This window comes from Mesorhizobium sp. STM 4661 (assembly GCF_000359125.1).
Lineage (GTDB): Bacteria > Pseudomonadota > Alphaproteobacteria > Rhizobiales > Rhizobiaceae > Mesorhizobium.
In genome coordinates this window covers 19,484-44,100 of the sequence record NZ_CAAF010000061.1, presented here as the reverse complement: position 1 = coordinate 44,100, position 24,617 = coordinate 19,484, and the positions used below count along the sequence as shown (strand labels likewise).

26 protein-coding genes and 1 tRNA gene are annotated in these 24,617 nt (G+C 63.0%); 19 read left to right on the top strand and 8 right to left on the bottom strand.

Annotated features, from left to right (window positions below):
• Positions 1–8 precede the first annotated feature (8 nt).
• The 7 genes from MESS4_RS19650 to MESS4_RS19620 all read left to right on the top strand — a co-directional run bounded on the left by MESS4_RS19650 (position 9) and on the right by MESS4_RS19620 (position 7,147).
• Positions 9–1,079: an ABC transporter ATP-binding protein gene (locus MESS4_RS19650; protein ID WP_006334717.1), complete on the top strand. Its 1,071-nt coding sequence runs from the start codon at positions 9–11 to the stop codon at positions 1,077–1,079.
• Positions 1,080–1,946, top strand: a complete 867-nt coding sequence (locus MESS4_RS19645; protein ID WP_006334716.1) for a sugar ABC transporter permease — start codon at positions 1,080–1,082, stop codon at positions 1,944–1,946.
• A gap of 1 nt (position 1,947) precedes the next feature.
• Complete coding sequence (locus MESS4_RS19640; RefSeq protein ID WP_198292781.1) at positions 1,948–2,874, top strand: carbohydrate ABC transporter permease; 927 nt, start codon at positions 1,948–1,950, stop codon at positions 2,872–2,874.
• 58 nt (positions 2,875–2,932) lie between these two features.
• The gene (locus tag MESS4_RS19635; protein ID WP_006334712.1) at positions 2,933–3,214 is read left to right on the top strand and encodes a DUF2160 domain-containing protein; all 282 of its coding nucleotides are present in this window, start codon (positions 2,933–2,935) and stop codon (positions 3,212–3,214) included.
• A gap of 79 nt (positions 3,215–3,293) precedes the next feature.
• Complete coding sequence (locus MESS4_RS19630; protein ID WP_006334710.1) at positions 3,294–5,018, top strand: ABC transporter substrate-binding protein; 1,725 nt, start codon at positions 3,294–3,296, stop codon at positions 5,016–5,018.
• 127 nt (positions 5,019–5,145) lie between these two features.
• The gene (gene glpK / locus MESS4_RS19625) at positions 5,146–6,639 is read left to right on the top strand and encodes a glycerol kinase GlpK (RefSeq protein WP_006334708.1); all 1,494 of its coding nucleotides are present in this window, start codon (positions 5,146–5,148) and stop codon (positions 6,637–6,639) included.
• A 31-nt stretch (positions 6,640–6,670) separates the two neighbouring features.
• Complete coding sequence (locus tag MESS4_RS19620) at positions 6,671–7,147, top strand: DUF6882 domain-containing protein (RefSeq protein WP_006334707.1); 477 nt, start codon at positions 6,671–6,673, stop codon at positions 7,145–7,147.
• 94 nt (positions 7,148–7,241) lie between these two features.
• Here the strand turns inward: MESS4_RS19620 and MESS4_RS19615 are convergent, their stop codons facing one another.
• The gene (locus MESS4_RS19615) at positions 7,242–7,736 is read right to left on the bottom strand and encodes a BA14K family protein (protein WP_006334701.1); all 495 of its coding nucleotides are present in this window, start codon (positions 7,734–7,736) and stop codon (positions 7,242–7,244) included.
• A 312-nt stretch (positions 7,737–8,048) separates the two neighbouring features.
• Between MESS4_RS19615 and MESS4_RS19610 the strand changes: the two genes are divergently transcribed.
• A tRNA-Lys gene (locus MESS4_RS19610) sits at positions 8,049–8,124 on the top strand.
• A 671-nt stretch (positions 8,125–8,795) separates the two neighbouring features.
• Here MESS4_RS19610 and dprA read toward each other — a convergent pair.
• From dprA to MESS4_RS19590, 4 genes are read right to left on the bottom strand one after another with little or no spacing between them, the layout of a single operon-like run.
• Positions 8,796–9,917: a DNA-processing protein DprA gene (dprA, locus tag MESS4_RS19605; RefSeq protein WP_006334694.1), complete on the bottom strand. Its 1,122-nt coding sequence runs from the start codon at positions 9,915–9,917 to the stop codon at positions 8,796–8,798.
• Positions 9,914–10,501, bottom strand: coding sequence for a glycerol-3-phosphate 1-O-acyltransferase PlsY (plsY, locus tag MESS4_RS19600; RefSeq protein WP_006334693.1), 588 nt, complete (start codon positions 10,499–10,501; stop codon positions 9,914–9,916). Before plsY ends, dprA begins: the two co-directional genes overlap by 4 nt.
• A gap of 58 nt (positions 10,502–10,559) precedes the next feature.
• Positions 10,560–11,846, bottom strand: a complete 1,287-nt coding sequence (locus tag MESS4_RS19595) for a dihydroorotase (protein WP_006334692.1) — start codon at positions 11,844–11,846, stop codon at positions 10,560–10,562.
• Positions 11,843–12,808 (bottom strand): aspartate carbamoyltransferase catalytic subunit, encoded by a 966-nt coding sequence (locus MESS4_RS19590; RefSeq protein ID WP_006334691.1) that lies wholly within the window; start codon positions 12,806–12,808, stop codon positions 11,843–11,845. Before MESS4_RS19590 ends, MESS4_RS19595 begins: the two co-directional genes overlap by 4 nt.
• A 175-nt stretch (positions 12,809–12,983) precedes the next feature.
• Here MESS4_RS19590 and MESS4_RS19585 point away from each other — a divergent pair, with 175 nt between their 5' ends.
• The 3 genes from MESS4_RS19585 (at position 12,984) to MESS4_RS19575 (ending at position 15,610) form a co-directional block, all read left to right on the top strand.
• Positions 12,984–14,612: a DNA alkylation response protein gene (locus tag MESS4_RS19585; protein WP_006334690.1), complete on the top strand. Its 1,629-nt coding sequence runs from the start codon at positions 12,984–12,986 to the stop codon at positions 14,610–14,612.
• Between the two features lie 126 nt (positions 14,613–14,738).
• Entirely contained in the window at positions 14,739–15,299 is a 561-nt protein-coding gene (locus MESS4_RS19580; protein WP_006334689.1) for a hypothetical protein, read from the top strand.
• Positions 15,299–15,610, top strand: a complete 312-nt coding sequence (locus MESS4_RS19575) for a DUF6105 family protein (RefSeq protein WP_006334687.1) — start codon at positions 15,299–15,301, stop codon at positions 15,608–15,610. Before MESS4_RS19580 ends, MESS4_RS19575 begins: the two co-directional genes overlap by 1 nt.
• Here the strand turns inward: MESS4_RS19575 and ruvX are convergent.
• Positions 15,577–16,062, bottom strand: a complete 486-nt coding sequence (gene ruvX, locus MESS4_RS19570; protein ID WP_006334685.1) for a Holliday junction resolvase RuvX — start codon at positions 16,060–16,062, stop codon at positions 15,577–15,579. The two genes, MESS4_RS19575 and ruvX, sit on opposite strands and share 34 nt — an antisense overlap.
• A 116-nt stretch (positions 16,063–16,178) precedes the next feature.
• Here ruvX and MESS4_RS19565 point away from each other — a divergent pair, with 116 nt between their 5' ends.
• From MESS4_RS19565 to MESS4_RS19540, 6 genes are all read left to right on the top strand, one after another.
• On the top strand, positions 16,179–16,886 hold the full coding sequence (locus MESS4_RS19565) for a metal-dependent hydrolase (protein ID WP_006334683.1): 708 nt from the start codon (positions 16,179–16,181) through the stop codon (positions 16,884–16,886).
• 38 nt (positions 16,887–16,924) lie between these two features.
• A complete protein-coding gene (locus MESS4_RS19560) occupies positions 16,925–17,341 on the top strand; it encodes a hypothetical protein (RefSeq protein WP_081609797.1) in 417 nt (138 codons plus the stop codon).
• An 89-nt stretch (positions 17,342–17,430) separates the two neighbouring features.
• Positions 17,431–17,718, top strand: a complete 288-nt coding sequence (gatC, locus tag MESS4_RS19555; RefSeq protein ID WP_027044576.1) for an Asp-tRNA(Asn)/Glu-tRNA(Gln) amidotransferase subunit GatC — start codon at positions 17,431–17,433, stop codon at positions 17,716–17,718.
• Between the two features lie 6 nt (positions 17,719–17,724).
• A complete protein-coding gene (locus tag MESS4_RS19550; RefSeq protein WP_006334674.1) occupies positions 17,725–18,186 on the top strand; it encodes a GNAT family N-acetyltransferase in 462 nt (153 codons plus the stop codon).
• Positions 18,183–19,748: an amidase family protein gene (locus MESS4_RS19545; protein WP_006334672.1), complete on the top strand. Its 1,566-nt coding sequence runs from the start codon at positions 18,183–18,185 to the stop codon at positions 19,746–19,748. The genes MESS4_RS19550 and MESS4_RS19545 overlap by 4 nt, the downstream gene beginning before the upstream one ends.
• A gap of 215 nt (positions 19,749–19,963) precedes the next feature.
• Positions 19,964–20,767 (top strand): YdcF family protein, encoded by an 804-nt coding sequence (locus MESS4_RS19540; RefSeq protein WP_006334670.1) that lies wholly within the window; start codon positions 19,964–19,966, stop codon positions 20,765–20,767.
• Here the strand turns inward: MESS4_RS19540 and MESS4_RS19535 are convergent.
• The gene (locus tag MESS4_RS19535; protein WP_006334663.1) at positions 20,704–21,459 is read right to left on the bottom strand and encodes a DUF599 domain-containing protein; all 756 of its coding nucleotides are present in this window, start codon (positions 21,457–21,459) and stop codon (positions 20,704–20,706) included. The genes MESS4_RS19540 and MESS4_RS19535 overlap by 64 nt on opposite strands.
• Positions 21,460–21,622: 163 nt before the next feature.
• Between MESS4_RS19535 and MESS4_RS19530 the strand changes: the two genes are divergently transcribed.
• Positions 21,623–23,026: an L-serine ammonia-lyase gene (locus MESS4_RS19530; protein WP_006334657.1), complete on the top strand. Its 1,404-nt coding sequence runs from the start codon at positions 21,623–21,625 to the stop codon at positions 23,024–23,026.
• Between the two features lie 73 nt (positions 23,027–23,099).
• Positions 23,100–23,537: a DUF1489 family protein gene (locus MESS4_RS19525; RefSeq protein ID WP_006334655.1), complete on the top strand. Its 438-nt coding sequence runs from the start codon at positions 23,100–23,102 to the stop codon at positions 23,535–23,537.
• Here MESS4_RS19525 and MESS4_RS19520 read toward each other — a convergent pair.
• Positions 23,534–24,355 (bottom strand): metallophosphoesterase, encoded by an 822-nt coding sequence (locus tag MESS4_RS19520; protein WP_006334645.1) that lies wholly within the window; start codon positions 24,353–24,355, stop codon positions 23,534–23,536. The genes MESS4_RS19525 and MESS4_RS19520 overlap by 4 nt on opposite strands.
• Positions 24,356–24,617 lie beyond the last annotated feature (262 nt).

Below are 24,617 nucleotides of genomic sequence, written 5' to 3'. Positions count from 1 at the left end.
AGGGGCACATGGCGCGCATCGACTGCAACCACATCCGCCACGCCTACGGTCCGCATCCGAAGTCGGACAAGGACTATGCGCTGAAGGAGGTGCATCACGCCTTCGAGGATGGCGGCGCCTATGCGCTGCTCGGGCCGTCGGGCTGCGGCAAGACCACGCTGCTCAACATTATTTCGGGGTTGCTGCACCCGTCGCATGGCGAGCTTTTGTTCGATGGCAGGGATGTGACCAATCTGTCGACGCAGGAGCGCAACATCGCCCAGGTGTTCCAGTTCCCGGTCATCTACGACACGATGACCGTCTACGACAATCTGGCGTTCCCGCTGCGCAATCGTGGTGTTCCGGAGACTGACGTCGATCGCAAGGTGCGCGAGACGCTGGAGATGACCGGTTTGGCCGATATGGCCCGGAGAAAGGCGAGGGGGCTGACCGCCGACCAGAAGCAGAAGATCTCGCTCGGGCGCGGGTTGGTGCGCTCCGACGTCAACGCCATACTGTTCGACGAGCCGTTGACCGTCATCGACCCGCATATGAAGTGGGTTCTGCGCTCGCAGTTGAAGCAGTTGCACAGACGTTTCGGTTTCACCATGGTCTATGTCACGCACGACCAGACCGAAGCGCTTACCTTCGCCGAAAACGTCGTCGTCATGTATGAGGGCGAGATCGTGCAGATCGGCTCTCCCGCCGAACTGTTCGAGCGCCCCAAGCATACATTCGTCGGTTACTTCATCGGCTCTCCGGGCATGAACGTCATGCCGGTCGCAGTCGAGGGCAGGAACGCGCGGCTCGGCAGCCAGACGATCGAATTGCCGGGCGCACCCAAGGCTGGAACCGCAGGCGCGATCGAACTCGGCATCCGCCCCGAATATGTCAGGCTTGGCCGCGACGGCATGGCCGTCAAGATCAGCAAGGTCGAGGATGTCGGCCGCCACAAGGTGGTCCGCGCCAGTCTCGAAGGCCGCGAGATCGCCGCCGTCATCGGCGAGGACGGGACCGTGCCGGCCGAGCCGAAGGTGCGCTTCGACCCGGCCCGCATCAACATCTATGCCGATTCCTGGCGTGTCGAGATGGGGGCGTAGATGGAAAAGACCTGGAACAACAAGGCGTGGTTCCTGGTGCTGCCGGTGCTGGTGCTGGTGGCGTTCTCGGCCGTCATCCCGCTGATGACCGTCGTCAACTATTCGGTGCAGGACACGTTCGGCAACAATGTCTTCTTTTGGGCCGGCACGGAATGGTTCGAGGAACTGCTTTCCTCCGACCGCTTCTGGCAAGCGATGGTCCGCAACCTGGTCTTTTCCTTCATCATCCTGGCGATCGAGATTCCGCTTGGCATCTTCATCGCGCTCAACATGCCGAAAAAGGGCTGGGGCGTTCCGGTCTGCCTGGTGCTGATGGCGCTGCCGCTGCTCATTCCGTGGAACGTCGTCGGCACGATCTGGCAGGTGTTCGGCCGCGGCGACATCGGCCTGCTCGGATATTCGCTGCGGTCGCTCGGCTTCGACTATAACTACGTCAACGATCCATACGACGCCTGGGTCACCGTCATCCTGATGGATGTCTGGCACTGGACGAGCCTCGTCGTGCTTCTGTGCTACGCCGGCCTCGTCTCGATACCGGACGCCTACTACCAGGCCGCCAAGATCGATGGGGCGTCGCGCTGGGCGATCTTCCGCTATATCCAACTGCCCAAGATGAACCGCGTGCTGCTGATCGCCGTGCTGTTGCGTTTCATGGACAGTTTCATGATCTACACAGAGCCGTTCGTCGTCACCGGCGGCGGGCCCGGCAATTCGACCACTTTCCTGTCGATCGACCTCGTCAAGATCGCAATCGGCCAGTTCGACCTCGGGCCGGCGGCGGCGATGTCGATCGTCTACTTCCTGATTGTCCTCCTGATGTCGTGGGTATTTTACACCGTCATGACCAACTACGATTCGGGGCAGTGAGATGACGCGCCTCGACGAAACAACGGCTGACCGGCGGGATGGACCGTTAATGCGGCAATCGCAATCCAGCGCGGAAACGCAGATGGCGAACGCCGCGCTGGCCCGCAAGATGCGCCGGCGCGGCGAGGAATCGCGGTTCTGGTGGCTAGTGCCGACGATCTACATCATCTTCCTGATGCTGCCGATCTACTGGCTCGTCAACATGAGTTTCAAGACCAACCAGGAGATCCTTGGCGCCTTCTCGCTATGGCCGAAGAACCCGACGATAGCCAACTACATGGTGATCTTCACCGATCCGTCCTGGTACAAGGGCTACATCAACTCCATCATCTATGTCGTCATGAACACGGTGATTTCGGTCGCTGTCGCTTTGCCCGCCGCCTATGCGTTTTCGCGCTACCGCTTCCTCGGCGACAAGCACCTGTTCTTCTGGCTCCTGACCAACCGCATGGCGCCGCCGGCGGTGTTCGCGCTGCCGTTCTTCCAGCTTTATTCGGCATTCGGGCTGATCGACACGCATATCGCCGTGGCGCTGGCGCATTGCCTGTTCAACGTGCCGCTGGCGGTCTGGATTCTCGAAGGCTTCATGTCCGGCGTGCCGAAGGAAATCGACGAGACCGCCTATATCGACGGCTATTCGTTCCCGCGCTTCTTCGTCAAGATTTTCATGCCGCTGATCGCCTCCGGCATCGGCGTCGCGGCTTTTTTCACATTCATGTTCTCGTGGGTCGAGCTTCTGCTCGCCCGCACGCTGACGACTACGGACGCCAAGCCGATTGCCGCCGTCATGACCCGCACAGTGTCGGCAGCTGGAATGGATTGGGGGGTGCTGGCCGCGGCCGGCGTGCTGACGATCATTCCGGGCGCGCTCGTCATCTGGTTTGTCCGCAACTACATCGCCAAGGGCTTCGCCCTGGGGAGGGTCTGATGTTGAGTTTTGCACCGAGGGGTGCTGGACGGATCGCAGGCCGTGGAGGATCGAGGCGATGAGCTTTACCTGGATGGCGTGGACGCTGCCGACGGCGCTCTTTTTCATCACGATCCTGGTGCTGCTCTGCGGCATGGCGATCTGGGAGTACGTCTCGCCGGGCGGCAATCCCCGGGTCGGCGTCCTGCGCTTCGAGACGACGCGCGGCGACCGTCTTTTCCTGTCGCTGCTTGGCAGCGCCTTTATCCATCTCGCTTGGCTGGGTCTTGTCGGACCCAACCTGTGGTGGGCTCTCGCTCTCTCCGTAGTCTACGCCGTCGGCGTGTTCCGCTACGTATAGAGGGGGAAACTGTTGGAGCGGCCGCGTGCCGACGGACGCTCCAGATCGCACTTGAAACCTGAAAAGTGGAGGAAACGAAATGCGAAGGCAATTTTTAACATCAACGACTGCGCTTGTCCTGCTCTGGGGAGCAGGCCTGGCCTACGCCGGAATGGATGAAGCCAAGACCTTCCTCGATACTGAAATCAAGGACTTGTCGACGCTCGATCGCGGCGCCCAGGAAGCCGAGATGCAATGGTTCATCGATGCCGCGAAGCCGTTCGCCGGCATGGATATCAAGGTCGTCTCCGAGCCAATCGCCACCCACGACTACGAAGCGAAAGTGCTCGCCCCGGCCTTTACCGCCATCACCGGAATCAAGATCACGCATGATGAGATCGGCGAAGGCGACGTCATTGAGAAGCTGCAGACGCAGATGCAGTCGGGCGAGAACGTCTACGACGCCTATGTCAACGACTCCGACCTGATCGGCACCCATTGGCGCTACCAGCAGGCGCGCAGCCTGACTAAGTGGATGGCCAACGAGGGCAAGGACGTCACCAACCCGAACCTCGATCTCGCCGACTTCATCGGCACCAAGTTCACCACCGCTCCGGACGGCGACCTCTACCAGCTGCCCGACCAGCAGTTCGCGAACCTCTACTGGTTCCGCTACGACTGGTTCAACGACGAGAAGAACAAGGCCGATTTCAAGGCCAAGTACGGCTACGACCTCGGCGTTCCCGTTAACTGGTCGGCCTATGAGGACATCGCCGAATTCTTCACCGGCCGCGAGATCGACGGCAAGAAGGTCTATGGCCACATGGACTACGGCAAGAAGGATCCGTCGCTCGGCTGGCGGTTCACTGATGCCTGGCTATCCATGGCCGGCAATGGCGACAAGGGCCTGCCGAACGGTCTTCCGGTCGACGAATGGGGCATCAAGGTCAACGAGAAATCGCAGCCGGTCGGCTCCTGCGTCGCGCGCGGCGGCGACACCAACGGCCCGGCTGCCGTGTATTCGATCCAGAAGTACCTGGATTGGTTGAAGGCCTATGCGCCGCCGGAAGCCCAGGGCATGACGTTCAGCGAATCCGGCCCCGTCCCGTCGCAGGGCATGGTCGCGCAGCAGATGTTCACCTACACCGCCTTCACCGCCTCCTTCGTCAAGGACGGGCTGCCGGTCGTGAACGCGGACGGCACCCCGAAATGGCGCTTTGCTCCATCGCCGCACGGTGTCTACTGGAAGGACGGCATGAAGCTCGGCTATCAGGACGTGGGTTCCTGGACACTGCTCAAGTCCACGCCTGACGATCGCGCCAAGGCAGCCTGGCTGTATGCGCAGTTCGTCACCTCGAAAACCGTCGACGTGAAGAAGAGCCATGTCGGCCTGACGCTGATCCGCGAAAGCACGGTCCAGCACAAGAGCTTCACGGATCGCGCTCCGAAGCTCGGCGGCCTGATCGAGTTCTACCGCTCGCCGGCCCGCGTGCAGTGGTCGCCGACCGGCACCAACATACCCGACTATCCGAAGCTCGCCCAGCTTTGGTGGCAGGCGATCGGCGACGCGGCATCCGGGGCCAAGACGCCGCAGGAAGCAATGGACTCGCTCTGCGCCGAGCAGGAGAAGGTGCTGGAACGCTTGGAAAAGGCAGGCATCCAGGGCGACATCGGTCCGAAGATGGCCGAAGAGCATGATCTTGCCTACTGGAACGCTGATGCGGTCAAGAAGGGCAATCTCGCTCCGCAGCTGAAGATAGAGAACGAGAAGGACAAGCCGATCACCGTCAACTATGACGAACTGATCAAGAGCTGGCAGAAATAAGACTGTTGATGCGGGCGTTCGCGCCGCGCAGCAATATTGGGGGAGGCGGCATGTTGCCGTCTCCCCTGTTTGTATGGACAATTGCAGTGCCGTGCGCCCTGTTTGGGCATACGCCGAGGGAGAGATTATGAGCGGATACATCCTGGCAATCGATCAGGGAACGACATCGAGCCGGGCGATCCTGTTCGACGACAAGATGAAGGTAGCGGGCAGCGGGCAGCAGGAATTCGCGCAGCACTATCCGGCCTCGGGCTGGGTCGAGCATGACCCGGAAGAGATCTGGGGAAGCGTCGTCGCAACGGTGAAGGCCGCGCTCAAGAGCGCCGGTCGTGCGGGGTCGGACGTGGCCGCCATCGGCATCACCAACCAGCGCGAGACCGTCGTCATATGGGAGAGGGCGACCGGCAAGCCGATCCACAATGCGATCGTCTGGCAGGACCGGCGCACCGCGCCGCTTTGCCAGAAGTTGAAGAAGCAGGGCCTGGAGAAGACATTCACGAAAAAGACCGGCCTGCTGCTCGATCCCTATTTCTCCGGCACCAAGATCGCCTGGATGCTGGACAAGGTGAAAGGCGCCAGGAAACGCGCCGAGACGGGCGAATTGCTGGCCGGCACCATCGACAGTTTCCTGATCTGGCGGCTGACGGGCGGCAAGGTTCACGCCACCGACGCCACCAACGCCTCGCGCACGCTGGTCTACAACATTGAAAAGAACATCTGGGACGACGAGCTGCTTTCCATCCTGCGCATCCCGGCGGCGATGCTGCCTGAGGTGAAGGATTGCGCCGATGACTACGGAGTGACGGAGAAAAATCTCTTTGGCGCGGAGATCAGAATTCTCGGCGTGGCGGGCGACCAGCATGCGGCGACCATCGGCCAGGCCTGTTTCGAGCCGGGCATGATGAAATCCACCTATGGCACCGGCTGCTTCGCATTGCTCAACACCGGCGGCGATCTGGTACGCTCGAAGAACCGGCTTTTGACCACCATCGCCTACAGGCTGAACGGCAGGACCACCTATGCGCTGGAAGGCTCGATCTTCATAGCCGGCGCCGCCGTGCAATGGCTGCGCGACGGCATCAAGGTGATCGGCAAGGCCGAGCAGAGCGGCGTCCTGGCGGCGTCCGCCGATCCAACACAGAATGTCTATCTGGTGCCGGCGTTTGTCGGGCTCGGGGCGCCGCATTGGGATGCCGATGCGCGCGGTGCGATCTTCGGGCTCACGCGCAATTCGGGTCCGGCCGAGTTCGCCCGCGCCGCGCTGGAATCCGTCGCCTACCAGACCCGCGACCTGCTCGACGCCATGCGCAAGGACTGGAAGGGCGCGTCGGCCAGGACCGTGCTCAGGGTCGATGGCGGCATGGTCGCGTCCGACTGGACCATGCAGCGGTTGGCCGACATTCTCGACGCGCCGGTAGACCGTCCGACCATTCTGGAGACCACAGCGCTGGGCGCTGCGTGGATGGCAGGCTCGAAGGCGGGTGTGTGGCCGAAGGCAAAGGAGTTCGCCAAGAGCTGGGCGCTCGACCAGCGCTTCAAGCCGGCCATGGATGCGGCCACACGGTCGGCCAAGCTCGCGGGCTGGCGGGATGCTGTGCGCCGGACACTGAGCGTGCAATAAGAGGTGAGAAGACCGCGCTGGGGTGAGGGGAATGAATCCAGACCGGTATACTGCCTGGCGCGAAGAGGCTTTCGAACAGCTGAACGCGAAGAATAAGCGCTTGCAGGACGATTTTGGCCTCGGCAGGTGGCCCCGTTACGACTACGATCTCAAGGCTGGAAAGCTTCTTTTCTCGGAAGGCAATATCGTCAAGGTCGTCGCCGAGATCCAGATTGCGGGCTCCACGAGCGCCAAGGCCAGCAACTGGCTGTGGTCTTGGGCAAATTCAAACTTGCCTGGCGAGTTCCTTAGCGACGCAAAACTGGTTCGATCCTTCGGAGAGGAAAACGGCATTGACGAACTGGCTCAGGCTTATGTGACGGATGCGGACAATGACCTGGAGGCGCTCGGTTGGGAGCTGGCCGGGGCAATGGTTCGAATTTGCAACGCTCTCGGCGCCTACCGTTCTCCGCGTGGTGAAGGCGATGGCCTATATCTGACTATCAAGACCATCAGCTGGGCCGGTTGATCGACGCGCCTCAGGTTCCATCGAGGCGCCAAGAGAGAACCCGTGCCTATGGAAGCAACGGGCTCTCGACGATCGCTGTACAGGCTGGAGGCCGTCAATAAGGCGAATAGCACTGCTGACGCGGGCCGTTATAGGGCTGGAAGGTGTTGTCCGAGGCGCGGTAGGACCGGTAGCGGTCATAGCACCACTGCACGTGGTCATTGCCTCGATAGACGCGGTTCTGATTGTTGATGACCGCGCCGGTGATCAGCGCGCCTGTCGCGAAGGCAGCCAGCGGGAACCAGTAGTCGCCATGACGGCGATAGCCGCGGCGCCATTCGCGCGAACCGCGATGGCCGCGCCAATAGCTGCCGTCGTTACGGGCGAAGTTGCGACGGGAGAAGTCACGACGAGAGAAATCGCGATTGCGGGAGAAATCGCGATTAAAATTGCGCTTCCGCCACGGCTCGTACTGGACGGTCTCGACATTCGACGAGAGGCCCTGGCCCAGCGGCACGTAGGTCGGCTGCGCATTGACCGGCACGATCTCCGCAACAGCGAACGAAAGCGAGAGAGTGGTCGCCAGCAGACCCGACATGATCCTGTTCATGGTCTTTCTCCTTGAAGGGTGGTTGACGTCCCTTGTGGCGACAAAACGGACAAGGCGTTCAATTGTTCCGCGAAAAATTGCAACCCGCTGATTTATAATGCTTCTCTAAAATGCCCTCCCACTCGGCCTCTACGAGAAAGCCGGCCTTCCGCTTCTTTTCGAAGGCCGTTCCCGCCCTTGCCGACGCAACGCGCGAGACGCTGCGAGGGCGCGAAAGAACCTGGCTTGCGCACCCTCTTTTTCCGGTTGACCGGCCGAAGCACTCTCCCTATGTTCCGCGCAATTTCGAGGGCGGCATTTTTGAGCCCGCGGGAGCGCGTAGCTCAGCCGGTAGAGCAACTGACTTTTAATCAGTAGGTCTCGGGTTCGAACCCCGACGCGCTCACCAACAAAACGATGGTCCGCGATTGAGGCCTTCCGCGATCACGCCATAGCAAGTCTCGCGAACTTAGCCTTTATACACAGGCGGCGGACCTGGTTTCCGCTTGGCCGGCGCCCATCAGGCAATCTACCCCAACGCCCCCCAAAGTGGCGCCGGCCATTCTTCCCAATGACAAATCGACAACAATTGCTTCGCCAGCGAGGACGGGTAGCCGGTGACGCGGCTCCGGCCCAAAGCCAACGCACATATTAATCCGCCGGCGCGTGTTGGCACGAAACTCTCCTTCGTTTGATCGATGCACTAACAAAGCTTCGTCCCGTAAGTTCGAGCGCTATATATTAGCGGGTGCTGTTATGATGTTTTTGACCGTTCAAGAGCCTACTGGCACATGGGCCGTCTTTGATACGACCGTGGATGCGCCTGCGGATTTCGCCGGTACTTGCCTCATCGGTTTGACGCGGGACAGAGCGGAGTGGCTTGCAGCAAGAGCCAATCAGGATGCATCGGTGAGAAGCATCTGCCGGTCGTCGCCCTTGGAGCCAGAGCAAACTTTGATTCCTATGCGCAAAGCCTGCAATGACTTGGACCGCAGAGGGCCGCACGTGATAGCAGTTCTCCCAACCGCCCGTCCCATCGTGGTAAGGGCCTCGTAGCCGAGACCACCCGGAAAACCTCGATCAAACCAGCGACACGTTCCCGCCCGCATGACGCTCCAGCCGGCCTGCGAGGTCGAGTTCCAGCAGCACCATGAAGACCTGGGCCGGATGCAGGCCGGTGTGGCGGATGATCTCGTCGACCGCCACCGGCGTCGGGCCGAGCGCTTCGATGACGCGGGCGCGATCGTCCTCGCCGGGCGGTGGCGTCACAGAGAAGTCGGGCGGTTCTTCGAGCGGCGCCCTTGGCATCTGCGTACCGACCAGTGGCGCGATCGCGCTGGAAATGTCCGACGCCTCGGTGACAAGGGTGGCACCGTCCTTGAGCAGGCCGTTGGTGCCGGCCGCGCGCGGATCGAGCGGCGAGCCGGGGACGGCGAAGACCAGCCGGCCCATCTCGCCGGCAAGCCTGGCGCTGATCAGCGAGCCGGAGCGTTGCGCGGCCTCGACCACGACCAGCCCCAGGGCAGCGCCGGCGACAAGGCGGTTGCGGCGCGGAAAATCCTGGGCGCGCGGTTGCCAGCCGAACGGCATTTCCGAGATGATGGCGCCGCCACGCTCGGCAATCTCGTCGCACAGGCCGGCATTCTCGGGCGGGTAGGGCATATCGATGCCGCCGGCCAGTACACCGATCGTGCCGGTCGCAAGGCTGCCCTGGTGTGCTGCCGTGTCGATGCCGCGCGCCAGGCCGGAAACGATGCCGTAGCCGTCGCGGCCGAGTTCGGCGGCGAGCGTCCGCGCCATCTTGATGCCGGCCAGCGAGGCGTTGCGGGCGCCGACGATGGCCACGGCCGGCAAGCGGAACACCGCGCCTTCGCCCCTGACCGCGAGCAGCGGTGGCGGATGATCCATGCTCTTCAGCAGCGACGGGTAGTCGGCCTCGCCGATGCCGACGAAGCGGGCACCAGCTTGGCCAGCGGCTTCCAGCTCGGCTTCAACCTCTGCAATGGACGGGATGCGGGCGATGCGGTTGGCGCCGCCCGAGATCATCAGCTCTGGCAATATCTCCAGTGCTGCTTCGGCCGAGCCGAACCTATTGATCAGATCGCGAAAGGTCGCCGGGCCGACATTCGGCGTTCGTATCAAACGAAGCCAGCTCAGCCGCTGCCGGTCGCTGAGGCGCGGCCCGGCGGAACGCTGGCTCATCCCTTGGCCCCGATCTTGCCCTCGGTGCCGGCAAGCAGCCGCGAGATGTTGGCCCGGTGTTTTATGATGACGATCAGGCTCATCACCGCCAACAGGCCGGCGATCTGAGGCGTGCTGAGAAAATAGAGCGCGATCGGTACGACGATCGCAGCCGTCAGCGCGGCCAGCGAGGAGTAGCGGGCCAGGAGCGCGATCGCCAGCCAGACGACGGCGAAGATCAGCGCCACCTGCCAGGCCAGGGCGATCAGCACGCCGAGATAGGTTGCCACGCCCTTGCCGCCCTTGAAGCCGAGCCAGACTGGAAAGAGATGGCCGAGGAAAGCGCCAAGCCCGGCCCAAAGCCCAAGCTCCGGAGCAAAGCGGCCGGCGATCAGCACGGCTGCCGTGCCTTTCAGCGCGTCGAGCACCAGCGTGGCGGCGGCGAGGCCCTTGTTGCCGGTGCGCAGCACATTGGTGGCGCCGATGTTGCCGGAGCCGATCTTGCGAACGTCGCCAAGGCCGGCGGCACCGGTGATCAGAAGCCCGAACGGAATCGAGCCGAGCAGATAGCCGAACACCAACGCCAAGACGGGACCGTAAGCCATTGTTTCCCCCCGTGTTTCACCAGCCGACCGGATTGCCGCGCAACGCGCTGCGGTCGGCCTAGGCCGAAAACACTGTGCGTCCCGATACCATCGTTTGCAAGACCTTGCCTTGCAGCCGCGCGCCTTCGAAACAGGTGTTCTTCGAGCGCGAACGAATGCCGCTTTCGCTGACGATCCATGGCTCGTCGAGATCGACCAACGCAAGATCGGCCAACGCGCCCGGCTTCAGCGTTCCGCCGGGCAGGCCAAAGAGCCTTGCCGGAGCGGTGGACAGCACCTCGACCAGCCGGAGCAGCGGCACATCGCCGTTGTGATAGAGCCGCAACGCGGCACCCAGCAGCGTTTCCAGCCCGATGGCTCCAGCCGCCGCATCGGCGAAGGGCAGGCGCTTAGTGTCGACGTCTTGCGGGTCGTGCGAGGAGACGATGATATCGATGGTGCCGTCCTTGACCGCCTCGATCATCGCCAACCGGTCTTCCTCGGCGCGCAATGGCGGCGTCAGCCGGAAGAAGGTGCGGTACTCCCCGACATCGTTCTCGTTGAGCGACAGATTGTGGATCGACACGCCTGATGTGACATTGGCGCCGTCGGCCTTGGCCCGCGACACCGCTGCCGCCGCCATCGCCGTCGAGATCTTGGCCGCGTGATAGGCGCCGCCGGTCAGCCGCGCCAGCGCCAGATCGCGCTCCAGCGGGATGGATTCGGCTTCGCGTGGAATGCCGGCAAGGCCGAGCCAGCTTGCATAGAGGCCCTCATTCATCACGCCTGATGAGGCGAGGTCGGCATCCTGGGTTTCATGCGCGATCACGCCGCCGAAATCGCGCGCATAGGTCAGCGCGCGGCGCATCACCAGAGCGCTCGATATGGTGTGGCGCCCGTCGGTGAAGGCGACCGCGCCGGCCTCGAGGAGCAGGCCGAACTCGGTCATCTCGCGGCCTTCGAGGCCCTTGGTGATCGCCGCCGCCGGAAAGATGTTGACGCTGGCCGTATCCTTGGCGGTGCGCAGCACGAATTCGACCAGCGCGACATTGTCGATCACCGGGTCGGTGTCGGGCATCATGACGAGGGAAGTCACGCCGCCGGCTGCCGCCGCCACGCTGGCCGAAGCGATGGTCTCGCGGTGTTCGCCACCGGGTTCGCCGATGAAAACACGGGCGTCGATCAGGCCGGGGATAACCGCCTTGCCGGCGCCATCGATGATTGTGGCGCCTTCGGGAGCGCCCTGGTTGAGCGCTGCCTTGCCGGCAGCAATGATCTTGCGGCCTTCGACGATGACCGCGCCGACCTCGTCGGTGCCGCGCGATGGGTCGATGATGCGAACGCGTTCAAAGACCGTCGTGCTCATGCGCCACGGCCCTCTTGGTTGCGGCGGGGGTCGAGCAGCGCTTCCATGACAGCCATGCGCACGGCGACGCCCATCTCCACCTGTTCCTGGATGACGCTCTGCGGGCCGTCGGCTATTTCCGAGGCGATCTCGACGCCGCGATTCATCGGGCCTGGATGCATCACCAGCGCGTCATCCTTGGCCGCCTTCAGCTTCTCGGCGTCGAGGCCGAAATAGCGGAAGTATTCGCGCACCGAAGGCACGAAGGCGCCTTCCATCCGCTCGCGCTGCAGGCGCAGCATCATCACCACGTCGGCGTCCTTGAGGCCTTCGGCCATCGAGCGGGTGACGATGACGCCCATTTTCTCGATGCCGGCGGGCAAAAGCGTCGACGGGGCGACGACGCGTACCTGGGCGCCGAGCGCATTGAGCAGCATGATGTTGGAGCGCGCCACGCGCGAGTGCAGGATGTCGCCGCAGATCGCCACGATCAGCCTCGACAGCGGCCCCTTGGCACGGCGGATGGTCAGCGCGTCGAGCAGCGCCTGCGTCGGGTGTTCGTGCGCGCCGTCGCCGGCATTGACCACCGAGCAGCCGACCTTCTGCGCCAGAAGTGCCGCGGCACCCGCCGACTGGTGGCGGATGATAAGGATGTCGGGACGCATGGCGTTCAGCGTCATCGCCGTGTCGATCAGCGTCTCGCCCTTCTTCACCGAGGAGCTCGCCACCGACATGTTCATGACGTCGGCGCCGAGCCGCTTTCCGGCCAGCTCGAACGACGATTGCGTGCGGGTCGAGGCTTCGTAGAAAAGGTTGATCTGGGTGCGGCCGCGCAGCGTCGAGGTCTTCTTCTCCGGCTGCCGGGAGATCGCCACCGCTCGGTCGGCCCGGTCGAGCAAAAGCTCGATGTCGGCGGGGGAAAGATCGCGGATGCCCAGAAGATGGCGGTGGGGATAAAGCGGCAGGGACGAAGCGTCGGTCATCTCAAGGCGCTGCTATAGGGGGGAGATTCCGTGGCTGCAAGCACCAGCTTTGGATTGCGGCCATTCTCCCCGGTTTTTCGTCGCGCGCGCAGCAACGCTTGAGCTATAACCGCCAACGGCTTCGGATTCGTAGCCTTCAGACAACTTCGTGGCCTTCAGACAACAGGGACAGTGCGTGACCGACGACGTGACGAACCAGCCGCCGCCGCTGACGGGCGGCAATGCGTGGCGAGGCGATCCGTTGCTGATCCAGCTTGCCGAGCGCTTCTCCGATCCGGTGCGCAAGGATCTCGACGCGCTTGGCCGTTTCGTGCTGACGCAGGAGGCGCAGGAACTGGCCCGTCTCGCCAATGTCGAGACGCCGAAGCTCAGGACCCATGACCGGCAAGGCCGGCGCATCGATCAGGTCGAGTTCCACCCGGCCTATCATGCGCTGATGCGCCGTTCGGTGGCCAACGGACTGCATTCCTCGGTCTGGGAAAATGGCGATGCCGAGATTGGCCGCCGTCATCAGGTGCGCGCCGCCCGTTTCTATCTGACGGCCGAGCTCGAAACCGGGCATCTCTGCCCCATCACCATGACCAGCGCATCGCTGGCGGCGTTGATGGCCAGCCCGAAGCTGTTTCGCGAATGGGCGCCCAGGGTGACGACGCGCAAATACGACCAAAGCCAGAAGCCGCCGGTCGAAAAGACCGGGCTGACGCTCGGCATGGGCATGACCGAGAAGCAGGGCGGCACGGATGTGCGCGCCAACACCACAAGGGCTGAGCGCGCCGGCAGCGGCTTCTACCGGCTCACCGGCCACAAATGGTTCATGTCGGCGCCGATGTCGGATGCCTTCCTGGTGCTCGGGCAAGCGCCGGAGGGGCTTTCGTGCTTCCTCGTTCCCCGCATTCTCGGCGACGGGTCGGGCAACGGTTTCCGCTTCCAACGGCTGAAGGACAAGCTCGGCAACCGCTCCAATGCGTCGTCAGAGGTGGAGTTCGTCAACGCCATCGGCGAGATGGTCGGCGAGCCCGGCGCGGGCGTAAAGACGATCATGGATATGGTGACGCTGACCAGGCTCGACTGCGCCGTCGCCTCGTCGGCGATCATGCGGGCAGGGCTGGCCGAGGCCGTCCACCACACGCGTCACCGCCAGGTGTCCGGCGCCAATTTGATCGAGCAGCAGCTGATGCAACGCGTGCTGGCCGACATGGCGCTCGACGTTGCCGCCGCCACCGCGCTGTCGTTCCGGCTGGCGCGTTCCTTCGACGAGGCGGCCAGCGACCGCGGCGAGGCGGCCTTTGCCCGCGCCATGACCCCGGTCGTCAAATACTGGGTCTGCAAGATCGCGCCGCCGCTGCTTTACGAGGCGATGGAATGCCTCGGCGGCAATGGCTATGTCGAGGAAGCGCCGCTTGCCCGCTATTACCGCGAAGCGCCGGTCAATGCGATCTGGGAGGGTTCCGGCAACGTGATGGCGCTCGACGTGCTGCGCGTGCTCGGCCGGGCGCCCGGCCTGTTCGAGGAGGTGCTGACCGGCATCGACCGCGATCTCGGCGCCGGCGGGCGTGGCACCATCGGCGTGCTCAAGGCGGCGATGCAGGTGGCGGCAACCGACGAGGGCTCGGCGAGACTGCTGACAGAGCAACTGGCGCTGTCGGCGGCGGCGGCGGAGCTGCGCCGGCTGGGAGCAGGGCGGATCGCCGATGCTTTCGTCGAGACGCGGCTCGCCGGCCAGTGGCGCAACACCTATGGCATGCTCGATTCGCGTCACGATGCCCGCATGATCATCGACACGCTCTATCCGCCGGTCAATTGAGAGGGTTTTGACAGGGAATTCGTCCTTTGTCGCGTCCCTGTGGATGACCGTTAACCTTAACAAATGGTTTCCATTGCGGCGGCAAGCTGCAAAGCCCACTGTCCTGTTTACCAAAGCAGGAACGCCATGCGGTATCGATTGACCTCCTTTCTGGCCTTGCACTGGGCAGTGGCTTTCGCCCTGCTGGCGTTCATCTGCATTGACGGAAATCGCGGCGTTGCGGCAGCGCTCGGCGTGTTGGGCGTCGCCATTCAGAATGCCCATATCGCCGATCTCGAAAACGCCTTCGTCGTGGCGCCGCTTGCCGTCGCATTGCTTGTTGTCGCGGTGCTGTTTTGCTGGGCCTTCGTCGAAACCCTGATCAGCGGCGTGCCAGACCCGCAAGCTGTCGACAGCGTCGTGCGCACCGCCTTCATCTCGGCTTCCGGCGTGTTGTCGCTGATTCTGGTCGGTGGCGCCGCGCAAGGCATCAACGGGCTGTTCATGGCTGTCGCCGTGCAACTGGCCGCACTTCTGGCTTCCTATGTCGCCATGCTTGCGGAGCGGCGCTCGGCCTTTGCCGCGGCGGTTCCGGCCAGAGCCGACATCCGGGCCGCCGCGCATCTGATGGCGAAGGACGCGGCGCACGGTTCCTTGCTGTCGCGCATCTCCGGTCGATCGGACACCAAACCGAGGGATGGCAGCTGATGCGTTACCTGTTCGCACTCTGGGCCGCTCCGCTCGTCCTGTTCTGGGGCTGGTTCTTCCTGTCGCTCAACGACATCAATTTCGGCTATGTCATGCTCAGCCGGCAATTGCATGATCTCGTCTTCCAGCTTTACGGGCAGATGCTTGGCGTCGATCCGGCGATCATTCCCGGCATGGTAGCGAAGGCCTGCGTCATCGACGGGTTGCTCTTGATGGCGTTTTGGGCGTTTCGCCGGCGCCGGGCGATCGGCGGCTGGCTAAGGACAATGCGCGACCGCTATTTCGACCAGGCATCGACGCCAAGCGTCTGAAGCCGGTCGAGAACGCCCTGCAAGATAAAGGCGGCCGCGGCCGAATCGATCTTGCCGGCGCGTTTCTTGCGTGAAAAATCCATCTCGATCAATGTCCGCTCGGCCGCCACCGTCGACAGCCGCTCGTCCCAAAAAACGAAGGGCAGGTCGGTCAGGCCAGCCATGTTGCGAACAAAAGCGCGGGATTTTTGGGCACGCGGACCCTCCGACCCGTCCATATTGACCGGCAGGCCAAGCACCACCGCCCCGGCATTCTCCTTCTGCAGCAAGGCCAGCAGCGCGGCGGCATCGAGCGAGAATTTCCGGCGCATGATGACGGGGCGCGGATGGGCGAAGGAAAAACCCCGGTCGGAAACCGCCACGCCGATCGTCTTGTCGCCGAGATCGAGCCCGGCCAGCGTCTTGCCGCCGCCGAGCCGCGCCGGCAACTCCTCGATCGTGATGACGCTCAACCGCTTTCCTTTTGACTATGGCGCGGTGCGTCCTGTACGCGCAGAGGACGCAGCAGCACTTTAACTTTGCCGTCGGCGTTCTATCCTCTAGCGAAGCAAAAATCGAGGAAGCATTCATGAAACTGACCTGGTACGGCCATTCGGCATTCCGCATCGAGACCGCGGACGCGAAAATCCTCATCGACCCCTATCTGATCGGCAATCCAACCTGGACAGGCGGCTGGGAAGGACCAGCGGAAGGGGTCACGCATGTATTGTTGACGCACGGCCACAGCGACCATGTCAGCGGTGCGCTGGAGGTGCTCGGGAAAAGCGGCGCCATGCTGGTCGCCAATTTTGAGATCTGCATGTACCTGGTCGGCAAGGGCGCCAGCGAGAAGAAGATCAACCCTGGCAATATCGGCGGCACTGTCGATTGCGGCGGTTTCACCACCACCTTCGTCCAGGCGCTGCATTCCTCATCGTTCGGCATCGAAGGTGGCCAGAACGTCTATCTCGGCAATCCGGGCGGGCTTGTGCTGCATTTTCCGGAGGACAAGACGCTCTACCATATGGGCGACACCGACATTTTTTCCGACATGGCGCTGATCAACGAATTGCACGAACCGAAGATCGGCATCGTGCCGATCGGCGATCGCTTCACCATGGGCGGCGCGGTGGCGGCCCTTGCCTGCCGGCGCTTCTTCGATTTCGATACGGTCGTCCCCGGTCACTTCGGCACGTTTCCGATCATCGACCCGACCGCCGAAAAGTTCGTGGCCGGAATGGACGGGTCGGATGTGAAAGTGGCATTGCCGAAGATCGGCGAGATGATTACCTTGTAGACGATACTGGGTAGAAGATACCAAAACGGAATGAAAACATGGCCTTGAGGAGTTCTCTTTGCATTTCGATGCTGGTTGCGGCATCGCCTGCGCCGGCCGCGGAGGATTTCATCGAGGGTGTCTATCTCCAATCCGAGGAGCTTTGCGCTCAAGCCAAGAAGGATACGCTGCAGACGGTGATCGAGGCCGGCAACATTGTGCTGTCGGCCCGCGGCCTGGAAAGCATCGAATACAATTGCGAATTCCTTGAGATCACCAAGGCGACACGTTCGCCGAGCTGGGCGGTGACCGCCATCTGCCAGGAACCGGGCTATCTCTTTCCGGACGTTCTGTCGGTCACGCAAATGAGCCCGAAGCAGGTCGACCTGGTTTCCGTCCGGCCCGTCGATGATGAGAGCGAGGCAAGCGGCAACAGCGGCAGCTATTTCCTCTGCGACGGCGTGGCGCTGCCATGAGGCTTCCGGCCGCGTTGTCGGCATGATGCATGTTGCGCGGCACGCGCCGCGCCGCTATAGCGCGACCTGGTTTTCCCGAGGCGACAAATATGTCCGTTGATGTCAAGACTGTGAAGCGCGTTGCGCGTCTCGCCCGCATTGCGGTGAGCGAGGAGGATGCCGAGCGCATGACCGGCGAGTTGAACGCCATCCTCGGCTTTGTCGAGCAGTTGAACGAGGTCGACGTTTCCGGCGTCGAGCCGATGACCTCGGTCACCCCGATGGAGATGAAGAAACGCCAGGACGTTGTCACCGACGGCAACAAGGCGGCGGATATCGTCGCCAACGCGCCGGCGACGGAAGAGAATTTCTTCCTCGTTCCGAAGGTCGTGGAGTAGCGGCCGATGGCAATCGAAATCGCCATCGAGACGCCATTGCAGGACGATGTGCGCAGGCTGATCAACGAGCTCAACACCACGCTGCTTGAGCTGACGCCGCCGGAGCATTGCTACCACCTGACCGTCGAGCAGATGGCAGGCAAGGACACGACTGTCTTCATCGCCCGCGACAACGGCCTTGCCATCGGTTGCGGCGCGCTCAAGCGCCACGACGGCGCCATTGGCGAAGTCAAGCGCATGTATACGCGGCCGTCGCATCGCGGCCAGAAGATCGGCGCGAAAATCGTCGAGCGGGTCGAGGCGCTGGCGCGCAGCGAAGGGTTGAAGCGCCTGGTGCTGGAAACCGGCGACCGCCACCCCGCCGCCTGGACCGTCTACGAGCGCGCCGGTTTCTCGCGCTGCGGTCCGGTTCTGGATTATCCCGATACCGAGTGGTCGGTGTTTTACGAAAAGAGCCTTGCCCGATGAGCGACCTGACGCAACTCACGATTTCACAGGCCCGCGCCAAGCTGCGCGCCAAGGAAATCACCGCGACCGAGATCACCGAAGCCTATCTCTCGGCGATCGAGCGGGCCAATCCGGCGCTCAACGCCTATGTCGCGGTTACCGACGACAAGGCGCGCGATATGGCCAAGGCCTCGGACGCGAAACTGACCAAGGGTGAGGGCGGTTCGCTCGAAGGCATCCCGCTCGGGATCAAGGATCTGTTCGGCACCGAAGGCATTCACACCCAGGCCTGCAGCCACGTGCTGGACGGGTTCAAGCCGCGCTACGAATCGACCGTCACCGGCAATCTGTGGGCCGATGGCGCCGTCATGCTCGGCAAGCTCAACATGGACGAGTTCGCCATGGGCTCGTCCAACGAGACGTCCTACTATGGTCCGGTCGTCAATCCGTGGCGGCGTTCGCGCCTCGACACTGTGGTGATGCCGACCACGCATCAGGGCGATGGCGGTTTCGTCTCGGCCGGCGGCACCAGGACCGCGCGCACGCTGGACAATGCCCAGCTCGTGCCGGGCGGTTCGTCCGGCGGTTCGGCCTCGGCCGTCTCGGCGTTCCTGTGCGCCGGCGCCACCGCCACCGACACCGGCGGCTCGATCCGCCAACCCGCCGCCTTCACCGGCACGGTCGGCATCAAGCCGACCTATGGCCGCTGCTCGCGCTGGGGCATCGTCGCGTTCGCGTCGTCGCTCGACCAGGCCGGGCCGATCGCCCGCGACGTGCGCGACGCCGCGATCCTGCTCAGATCCATGGCTTCGGTCGATCCGAAGGACACCACTTCGGTCGACCGGCCGGTGCCCGACTACGAAGCGGCGATCGGCAAACCGATCAAGGGCATGAAGGTCGGCATCCCGAAGGAGTATCGCATCGACGGCATGCCCGAAGAGATCGAGACGCTGTGGCAGAAGGGCATTGCCTGGCTCAGGGATGCCGGCGCCGAGATCGTCGACATTTCCTTGCCGCACACGAAATATGCCTTGCCGGCCTACTATATCGTGGCGCCCGCCGAGGCCTCGTCGAACCTCGCCCGCTATGACGGCGTCCGCTATGGCCTGCGCGTGCCCGGCAAGGATATTGTCGACATGTATGAGAAGACCCGCGCCGCCGGCTTCGGCCGCGAGGTCAAGCGCCGCATCATGATCGGCACCTATGTGCTCTCGGCCGGCTATTACGATGCCTACTATCTGCAGGCGCAGAAGGTGAGAAACCTCATCAAGCGGGATTTCGAGAACGTGTTCGCGGCGGGCGTCGACGTCATCCTGACACCGGCTACGCCGTCGGCGGCCTTCGGCATCGCCGACGAGGACATGGCCGCCGACCCGGTCAAGATGTACCTCAACGACATTTTTACCGTGACGGTGAACATGGCCGGGCTGCCGGGCATCGCCGTACCGGCCGGCCTTGACGCCAAGGGTCTGCCACTCGGCCTGCAGCTGATCGGCCGTCCCTTCGACGAGGAAACCTTGTTCCAGACCGCCCATGTCATCGAGCAGGCGGCCGGCAGCTTTCAGCCTGAAAAGTGGTGGTAGTCCTTTAGGCATTGCGTTTGAATGATGCGGGGCGCTTTCCCCCCGGTCTATGTATGTAGTTACCCCAGAACCGCTAGGCGCTTTTGGGCGGCATGCATTGGAGCGACATGCGTCCATCTGGACGCATAAAAGCACACTCCAACGCGCTTGAATCTACGCATCGTGCTTTCCGGAAATCGATTCCGGTTTTCGGACCGATGCGGTGGGGGTGAGGGATGTTCTTCTATCTTTCCAAATTTCTCTGGTTCTTTGTCCAGCCGTTGAATTTTGCGATCTTCCTGTTGCTGGCGGGGCTGGTGGCGGCGATGTTCGGCCGGCGAGGATTGGCGACCGCCGGCACCGTCCTTGCCGTTCTGATTCTTGCGCTTTCGACATGGACGGAACTCGGCGCAATAATGATCAGTCCACTGGAGGACCGCTTCCCCAGGCCGCCGCTGCCAGCAAGGGTCGACGGTATCATTGTGCTGGGCGGCGGTTTGGAGAGTGCCATCAATGCCGTGCGTGGCGGCTATGAAATCAACGGCGCCGGCGACCGCATCGTCGAGGCGGCCGTGCTGGCGCGGCGTTTTCCGACAGCGAAAATCGCCATCTCCGGTGGCACCGTTGAAATGGTGGTCAAAGGTGAGGGCGATGCAGACTCCGGGCCACGCCTGCTCGCCGCGCTCGGCGTGACAGCCGATCGGCTGATCCTCGAGAACAAATCCCGCAACACCTATGAAAATGCGGTCTTCACCAGGGAACTGGTGACGCCGAAACCGGGCGAGACCTGGCTGCTGGTGACATCGGCCTTCCACATGCCGCGCGCCACGGCGCTGTTCGACAAGGCCGGCTTTCCAACCGTTCCGTGGCCGGTCGACTACATGACCTCCGGCACCGAAAGCATCGGCTCGTTCCCCCCCTATAACGGGCTGGAGGTCACCACCACCGCGGTCCGCGAATGGATCGGGCTGATGGCCTATTGGCTGTCGGGCCGGATCGATCGGCTCTTCCCCGGACCAGCAGATGGGCCGGGCGGCTGACCGATCACCGCCTGCCGCGCGGCGGAAAAGAACTGGCGGCGGACCAGCACCGCCAGAAGCAGCAGTGTCGACAGCACGAACACCATCGGGTCGATGAACCAGCCGAGATAGCCGATCGAGAAGAAGACGCCGCGCAGACCGGAATTGAAGTGCTTTCCGGCCAGCATGTTCATGCGCGCCGCCCGCCACACCGCCGTTTCGGTAACCGGGTTACGCGAGGCCTCGCCATGCGGGATCGGCACGGCGCCGATCAGGATCGAGCAATAGTTGAACAGCCGGTAGGCCCAGCCGAACTTGAAGAAGGAAAAGGCCAGGATCAGCACCAGCCCGAATACCTTGATCTGGAAGGCCGCGCGCGACGCTGTCTCGCCGAAGGGCAAGTCGCTCAGCACCGCAAGAACCTGGTCGGAAGCACCGAGCAAGGCAAAACAGCCACCCAGCGCAATCAGCGAACTGGAGGCGAAAAAGGCGGTTCCCTGTTGCAGCCCGCTCATGATGGCGGTGTCGACGATGCGGATCTCGCGCTCGGCCATGGTCCGCATCCAGGCTTCGCGCTGGGCGTTCATTGCGGTTGTCAGCGACACGCGGCTGACCAGTCTTCCGTCAGCGGCGAGCGTATGCAGCACCCATGCGACAAGGAAGAAGGCCAGTGCCGCGAGATCGGCCGTCGACAAATGGAAGGAATCGCCCATGCATTGCCTTTTACCACAGCCGGAGGGGTCGCTTCGATGGCTGAACGCGGCCATGTCGCTGCCGGAGCAAACAAGGTCGGCAGGCGCTGCGCCGCGACTTTCAAAAGAGCAGAAACATCATGGGAATACCTATATGTAGGTTTCGGTACGGAGACAGCGGCGCGTGTTCCTTTCGGTTTTCGACCTGTTCAAGATCGGCATCGGACCATCAAGCTCGCACACGATGGGGCCGATGACGGCGGCGCGGCGGTTTCTCGACGAGGTCGCGGGAGACGACTGGCCGCGTCCGGCCGGCGCCAAGGTGGATCGCATCGCCGCCAGCCTGCACGGCTCGCTCGCTTACACCGGCATCGGCCACGGCTCCGATCGGGCGGTCATGCTCGGCCTTGCCGGTGAGACTCCGCAGACCGTCGATCCCGACCGGGCCGACGGCATTGTCGCGCGCGTCGCCGCCGAGAAGCGGATTTCGCCGGCCGGCCATCCATCCTATCGCTTCGATCCGGCCACGGACCTGGTGCTGGATCGCAAAACGCCGCTCACCGGCCACGCCAACGGCATGGCTTTCTCGGCCTATGATGCCGGCGACCGACTGCTGCTCAAGCGCATCTATTATTCGATCGGCGGCGGCTTCGTGGTTTCCGAGGAAGAACTGCAGCGGATGAAGGCCAAGGGCTCGGTCACGACCGAAGGCAAGAAGGTTCCTTATCCGTTCAAGAATGCCGCCGAGATGCTGTCTATGGCGGCGAAAAGCGGCCTTTCCATCGCCGACATGAAGCGCGTCAACGAGGAAACGCAGATGTCGCGCCCAGAGCTCGACACCGGTCTCGACGGCATCTGGAACGCCATGAAGGGCTGCATCGATCGCGGCCTGTCGCAGGACGGCATCATGCCGGGCGGGCTCAAGGTGCGCCGTCGCGCGCGGCAATTGCATGACAAGCTGCAGGAGCAGTGGCAGCAGAACCGGCCCAATCCCTTGCTCGCCAATGACTGGCTGTCGATCTACGCCATGGCGGTCAACGAGGAGAACGCCGCCGGCGGGCGCGTCGTCACCGCGCCGACCAATGGCGCTGCTGGCACATTGCCAGCGGTGCTGCGCTACTGGCTGCATTTTCATCCCGAGGCCGACCAGCCGAGCATCCGCGATTTCCTGCTGACGGCTGCGGCGGTCGGCGGCATCATCAAGACCAACGCCTCGATCTCGGGCGCCGAAGTCGGCTGCCAGGGCGAGGTCGGTTCGGCCTCGGCGATGGCGGCGGCGGGTCTGTGCGCCGTCATGGGCGGCACGCCCGAGCAGGTCGAGAACGCGGCCGAGATCGCGCTCGAACATCATCTCGGCATGACCTGCGATCCGGTTGGCGGACTGGTGCAGGTGCCGTGCATCGAGCGCAATGCGCTGGGCGCGGTCAAGGCGGTGACCGCCGCGTCACTGGCCATCAAGGGAGACGGCATTCATTTCGTACCGCTCGACGCGGCGATCGAGACCATGCGCCAGACCGGCCTCGACATGAACGAGAAATACAAGGAAACCAGCCTCGGCGGGCTGGCCGTTAATGTCGTCGAGTGCTGAGGCGCAAGCTTGGCACTGTGGAGAAGTCGATCAGGCCGTTGACGCATCAGCGCGCCGGACTAAACCTTACGCCATGTCTCTCAATCTTATAAAACTCTGCGTCGGCTGCGACAGCGTCGAGGATCTCGAGGAGTGGATCGCCTTCCGTCTTGACGAGCGGCGGCGTGCCGGCGAACCGGTCGAGCAATACCACACCACCCGCATGGTTCCGACGCGCGGCGCCGAGGTCACCGACGGCGGCTCGCTCTACTGGGTGATCAAGGGCAATGTCCAGTGCCGTCAGTTGATCACCGAAATCCGGCCCTTCACCGACGACGAAGGCATCGGCCGCTGCCACCTGATCCTCGATCCCGAGGTCGTGCGCACCGACTGGCAGCCGCGCCGCGCCTTTCAGGGCTGGCGTTACCTGAAGCCGTCCGATGCGCCCGCCGATCTCGGCAAGGGCAAGGCCGGGCTGTTCGAGATGCCGCCGAAACTCAGGCGCGAGCTTGCCGATCTCGGCCTGCTCTAGGCCGGCGGCGGATAGATCGAACCCTTGTAGTCTTCGATATAGGTGGTCTCCACGCCTGGAACGCTTTCGAAGCGCACCTCCATGCTGTCTGCCACGAATGTCAGGAAGCTCACGCCGAGCAGAGCCGCGCCGGGCTGCGGCGGCATGGATTCGTCGCGCGCCAGAAAACTGGACGCCGCGGCCCAGACGATCAGGGGTTCGCCCGGCCGGCTTTGAAAGAGCGTTCTGTGTATATGGGCGCTGACAATGGCGGCGCCGGATTCCTGCATGAGCGCTCGCAACCTCCGCCGAGCCTTGCCAAGGATTGTCCAATAGGGCCGATCTTCTTCATCCCAATGCTCCAGGAACAGCGGCATGTGTGTGAACAGCGCGATCTTTCGAGCACCGGCCTGCTCGAATGCAGCCGCGATATCTTGCCATTGCGCTTCCTCTTCCGGCAGCCCCGTCTCGAACAGCTGGCTGTTCACCCCGATCAGCCGCCAGCCTGGAATTCTGTCGCAGACCCAGCGGTCGCTGCCAAAAAACTGCTGCCAGCGTTTGATGCGCTCGGCATTCACCGGCTGCCGGCCCTGGCGTGAAACATCGCCTATGTCGTGGTTTCCAGGAAGAACCAGAACCGGTGCCTCGAGCGCGGCCAGTGACTGACGCGCAAAAATGCAATCCTGCGTCAGGTTCGCGCCATCGAGGGTCAGATCGCCCAGGACGACAGTGAAATCCACATTCGCCGCGTTGACATGCGCGCGGCAGATTTCCCAGTTCGCAACGAAATTGTTTTTCTGTGTGCCGATGTGGGGATCAGCGATGATAGCGATCTTCAAGGACCCGGCATCCAGATTGCAATAGGGGATGCGCGCCGAGGGGGTACCAGAGCGGTCATCGACCGGCCACCTACTCTCCTCGCATTGCAACCACGTGACAGCCCGCCATTTTGATTTCCCGGAAAAGACAAAAAATCAGTTGGATACCGGAAGAGCATTGGCGATTCAGCGAGCCAGTCGCCGTTACAAAATTCGCAAATCCGTCACCACGGCGTCATCGGCCAAGCCTATTGGGCCCTCGCTCCCAAGGCACGGCATGGCC

What these genes read in the sequence shown, in the direction of transcription:
- MESS4_RS19580 (WP_006334689.1), top strand. Translation starts at nt 14,739, where the DNA reads ATGCGGTATCGATTGACCTCCTTTCTGGCCTTGCACTGGGCAGTGGCT.
- MESS4_RS19550 (WP_006334674.1), top strand. Translation starts at nt 17,725, where the DNA reads ATGGCAATCGAAATCGCCATCGAGACGCCATTGCAGGACGATGTGCGC.
- MESS4_RS19535 (WP_006334663.1), bottom strand. Translation starts at nt 21,459, where the DNA reads ATGGGCGATTCCTTCCATTTGTCGACGGCCGATCTCGCGGCACTGGCC.
- MESS4_RS19640 (WP_198292781.1), top strand. Translation starts at nt 1,948, where the DNA reads ATGACGCGCCTCGACGAAACAACGGCTGACCGGCGGGATGGACCGTTA.
- glpK (WP_006334708.1), top strand. Translation starts at nt 5,146, where the DNA reads ATGAGCGGATACATCCTGGCAATCGATCAGGGAACGACATCGAGCCGG.
- MESS4_RS19630 (WP_006334710.1), top strand. Translation starts at nt 3,294, where the DNA reads ATGCGAAGGCAATTTTTAACATCAACGACTGCGCTTGTCCTGCTCTGG.
- gatC (WP_027044576.1), top strand. Translation starts at nt 17,431, where the DNA reads ATGTCCGTTGATGTCAAGACTGTGAAGCGCGTTGCGCGTCTCGCCCGC.
- plsY (WP_006334693.1), bottom strand. Translation starts at nt 10,501, where the DNA reads ATGGCTTACGGTCCCGTCTTGGCGTTGGTGTTCGGCTATCTGCTCGGC.
- MESS4_RS19540 (WP_006334670.1), top strand. Translation starts at nt 19,964, where the DNA reads ATGTTCTTCTATCTTTCCAAATTTCTCTGGTTCTTTGTCCAGCCGTTG.
- MESS4_RS19635 (WP_006334712.1), top strand. Translation starts at nt 2,933, where the DNA reads ATGAGCTTTACCTGGATGGCGTGGACGCTGCCGACGGCGCTCTTTTTC.
- MESS4_RS19545 (WP_006334672.1), top strand. Translation starts at nt 18,183, where the DNA reads ATGAGCGACCTGACGCAACTCACGATTTCACAGGCCCGCGCCAAGCTG.
- MESS4_RS19565 (WP_006334683.1), top strand. Translation starts at nt 16,179, where the DNA reads ATGAAACTGACCTGGTACGGCCATTCGGCATTCCGCATCGAGACCGCG.
- dprA (WP_006334694.1), bottom strand. Translation starts at nt 9,917, where the DNA reads ATGAGCCAGCGTTCCGCCGGGCCGCGCCTCAGCGACCGGCAGCGGCTG.
- MESS4_RS19620 (WP_006334707.1), top strand. Translation starts at nt 6,671, where the DNA reads ATGAATCCAGACCGGTATACTGCCTGGCGCGAAGAGGCTTTCGAACAG.
- MESS4_RS19595 (WP_006334692.1), bottom strand. Translation starts at nt 11,846, where the DNA reads ATGAGCACGACGGTCTTTGAACGCGTTCGCATCATCGACCCATCGCGC.
- MESS4_RS19590 (WP_006334691.1), bottom strand. Translation starts at nt 12,808, where the DNA reads ATGACCGACGCTTCGTCCCTGCCGCTTTATCCCCACCGCCATCTTCTG.
- MESS4_RS19560 (WP_081609797.1), top strand. Translation starts at nt 16,925, where the DNA reads ATGGCCTTGAGGAGTTCTCTTTGCATTTCGATGCTGGTTGCGGCATCG.
- MESS4_RS19615 (WP_006334701.1), bottom strand. Translation starts at nt 7,736, where the DNA reads ATGAACAGGATCATGTCGGGTCTGCTGGCGACCACTCTCTCGCTTTCG.
- MESS4_RS19645 (WP_006334716.1), top strand. Translation starts at nt 1,080, where the DNA reads ATGGAAAAGACCTGGAACAACAAGGCGTGGTTCCTGGTGCTGCCGGTG.
- MESS4_RS19525 (WP_006334655.1), top strand. Translation starts at nt 23,100, where the DNA reads ATGTCTCTCAATCTTATAAAACTCTGCGTCGGCTGCGACAGCGTCGAG.
- MESS4_RS19575 (WP_006334687.1), top strand. Translation starts at nt 15,299, where the DNA reads ATGCGTTACCTGTTCGCACTCTGGGCCGCTCCGCTCGTCCTGTTCTGG.
- MESS4_RS19650 (WP_006334717.1), top strand. Translation starts at nt 9, where the DNA reads ATGGCGCGCATCGACTGCAACCACATCCGCCACGCCTACGGTCCGCAT.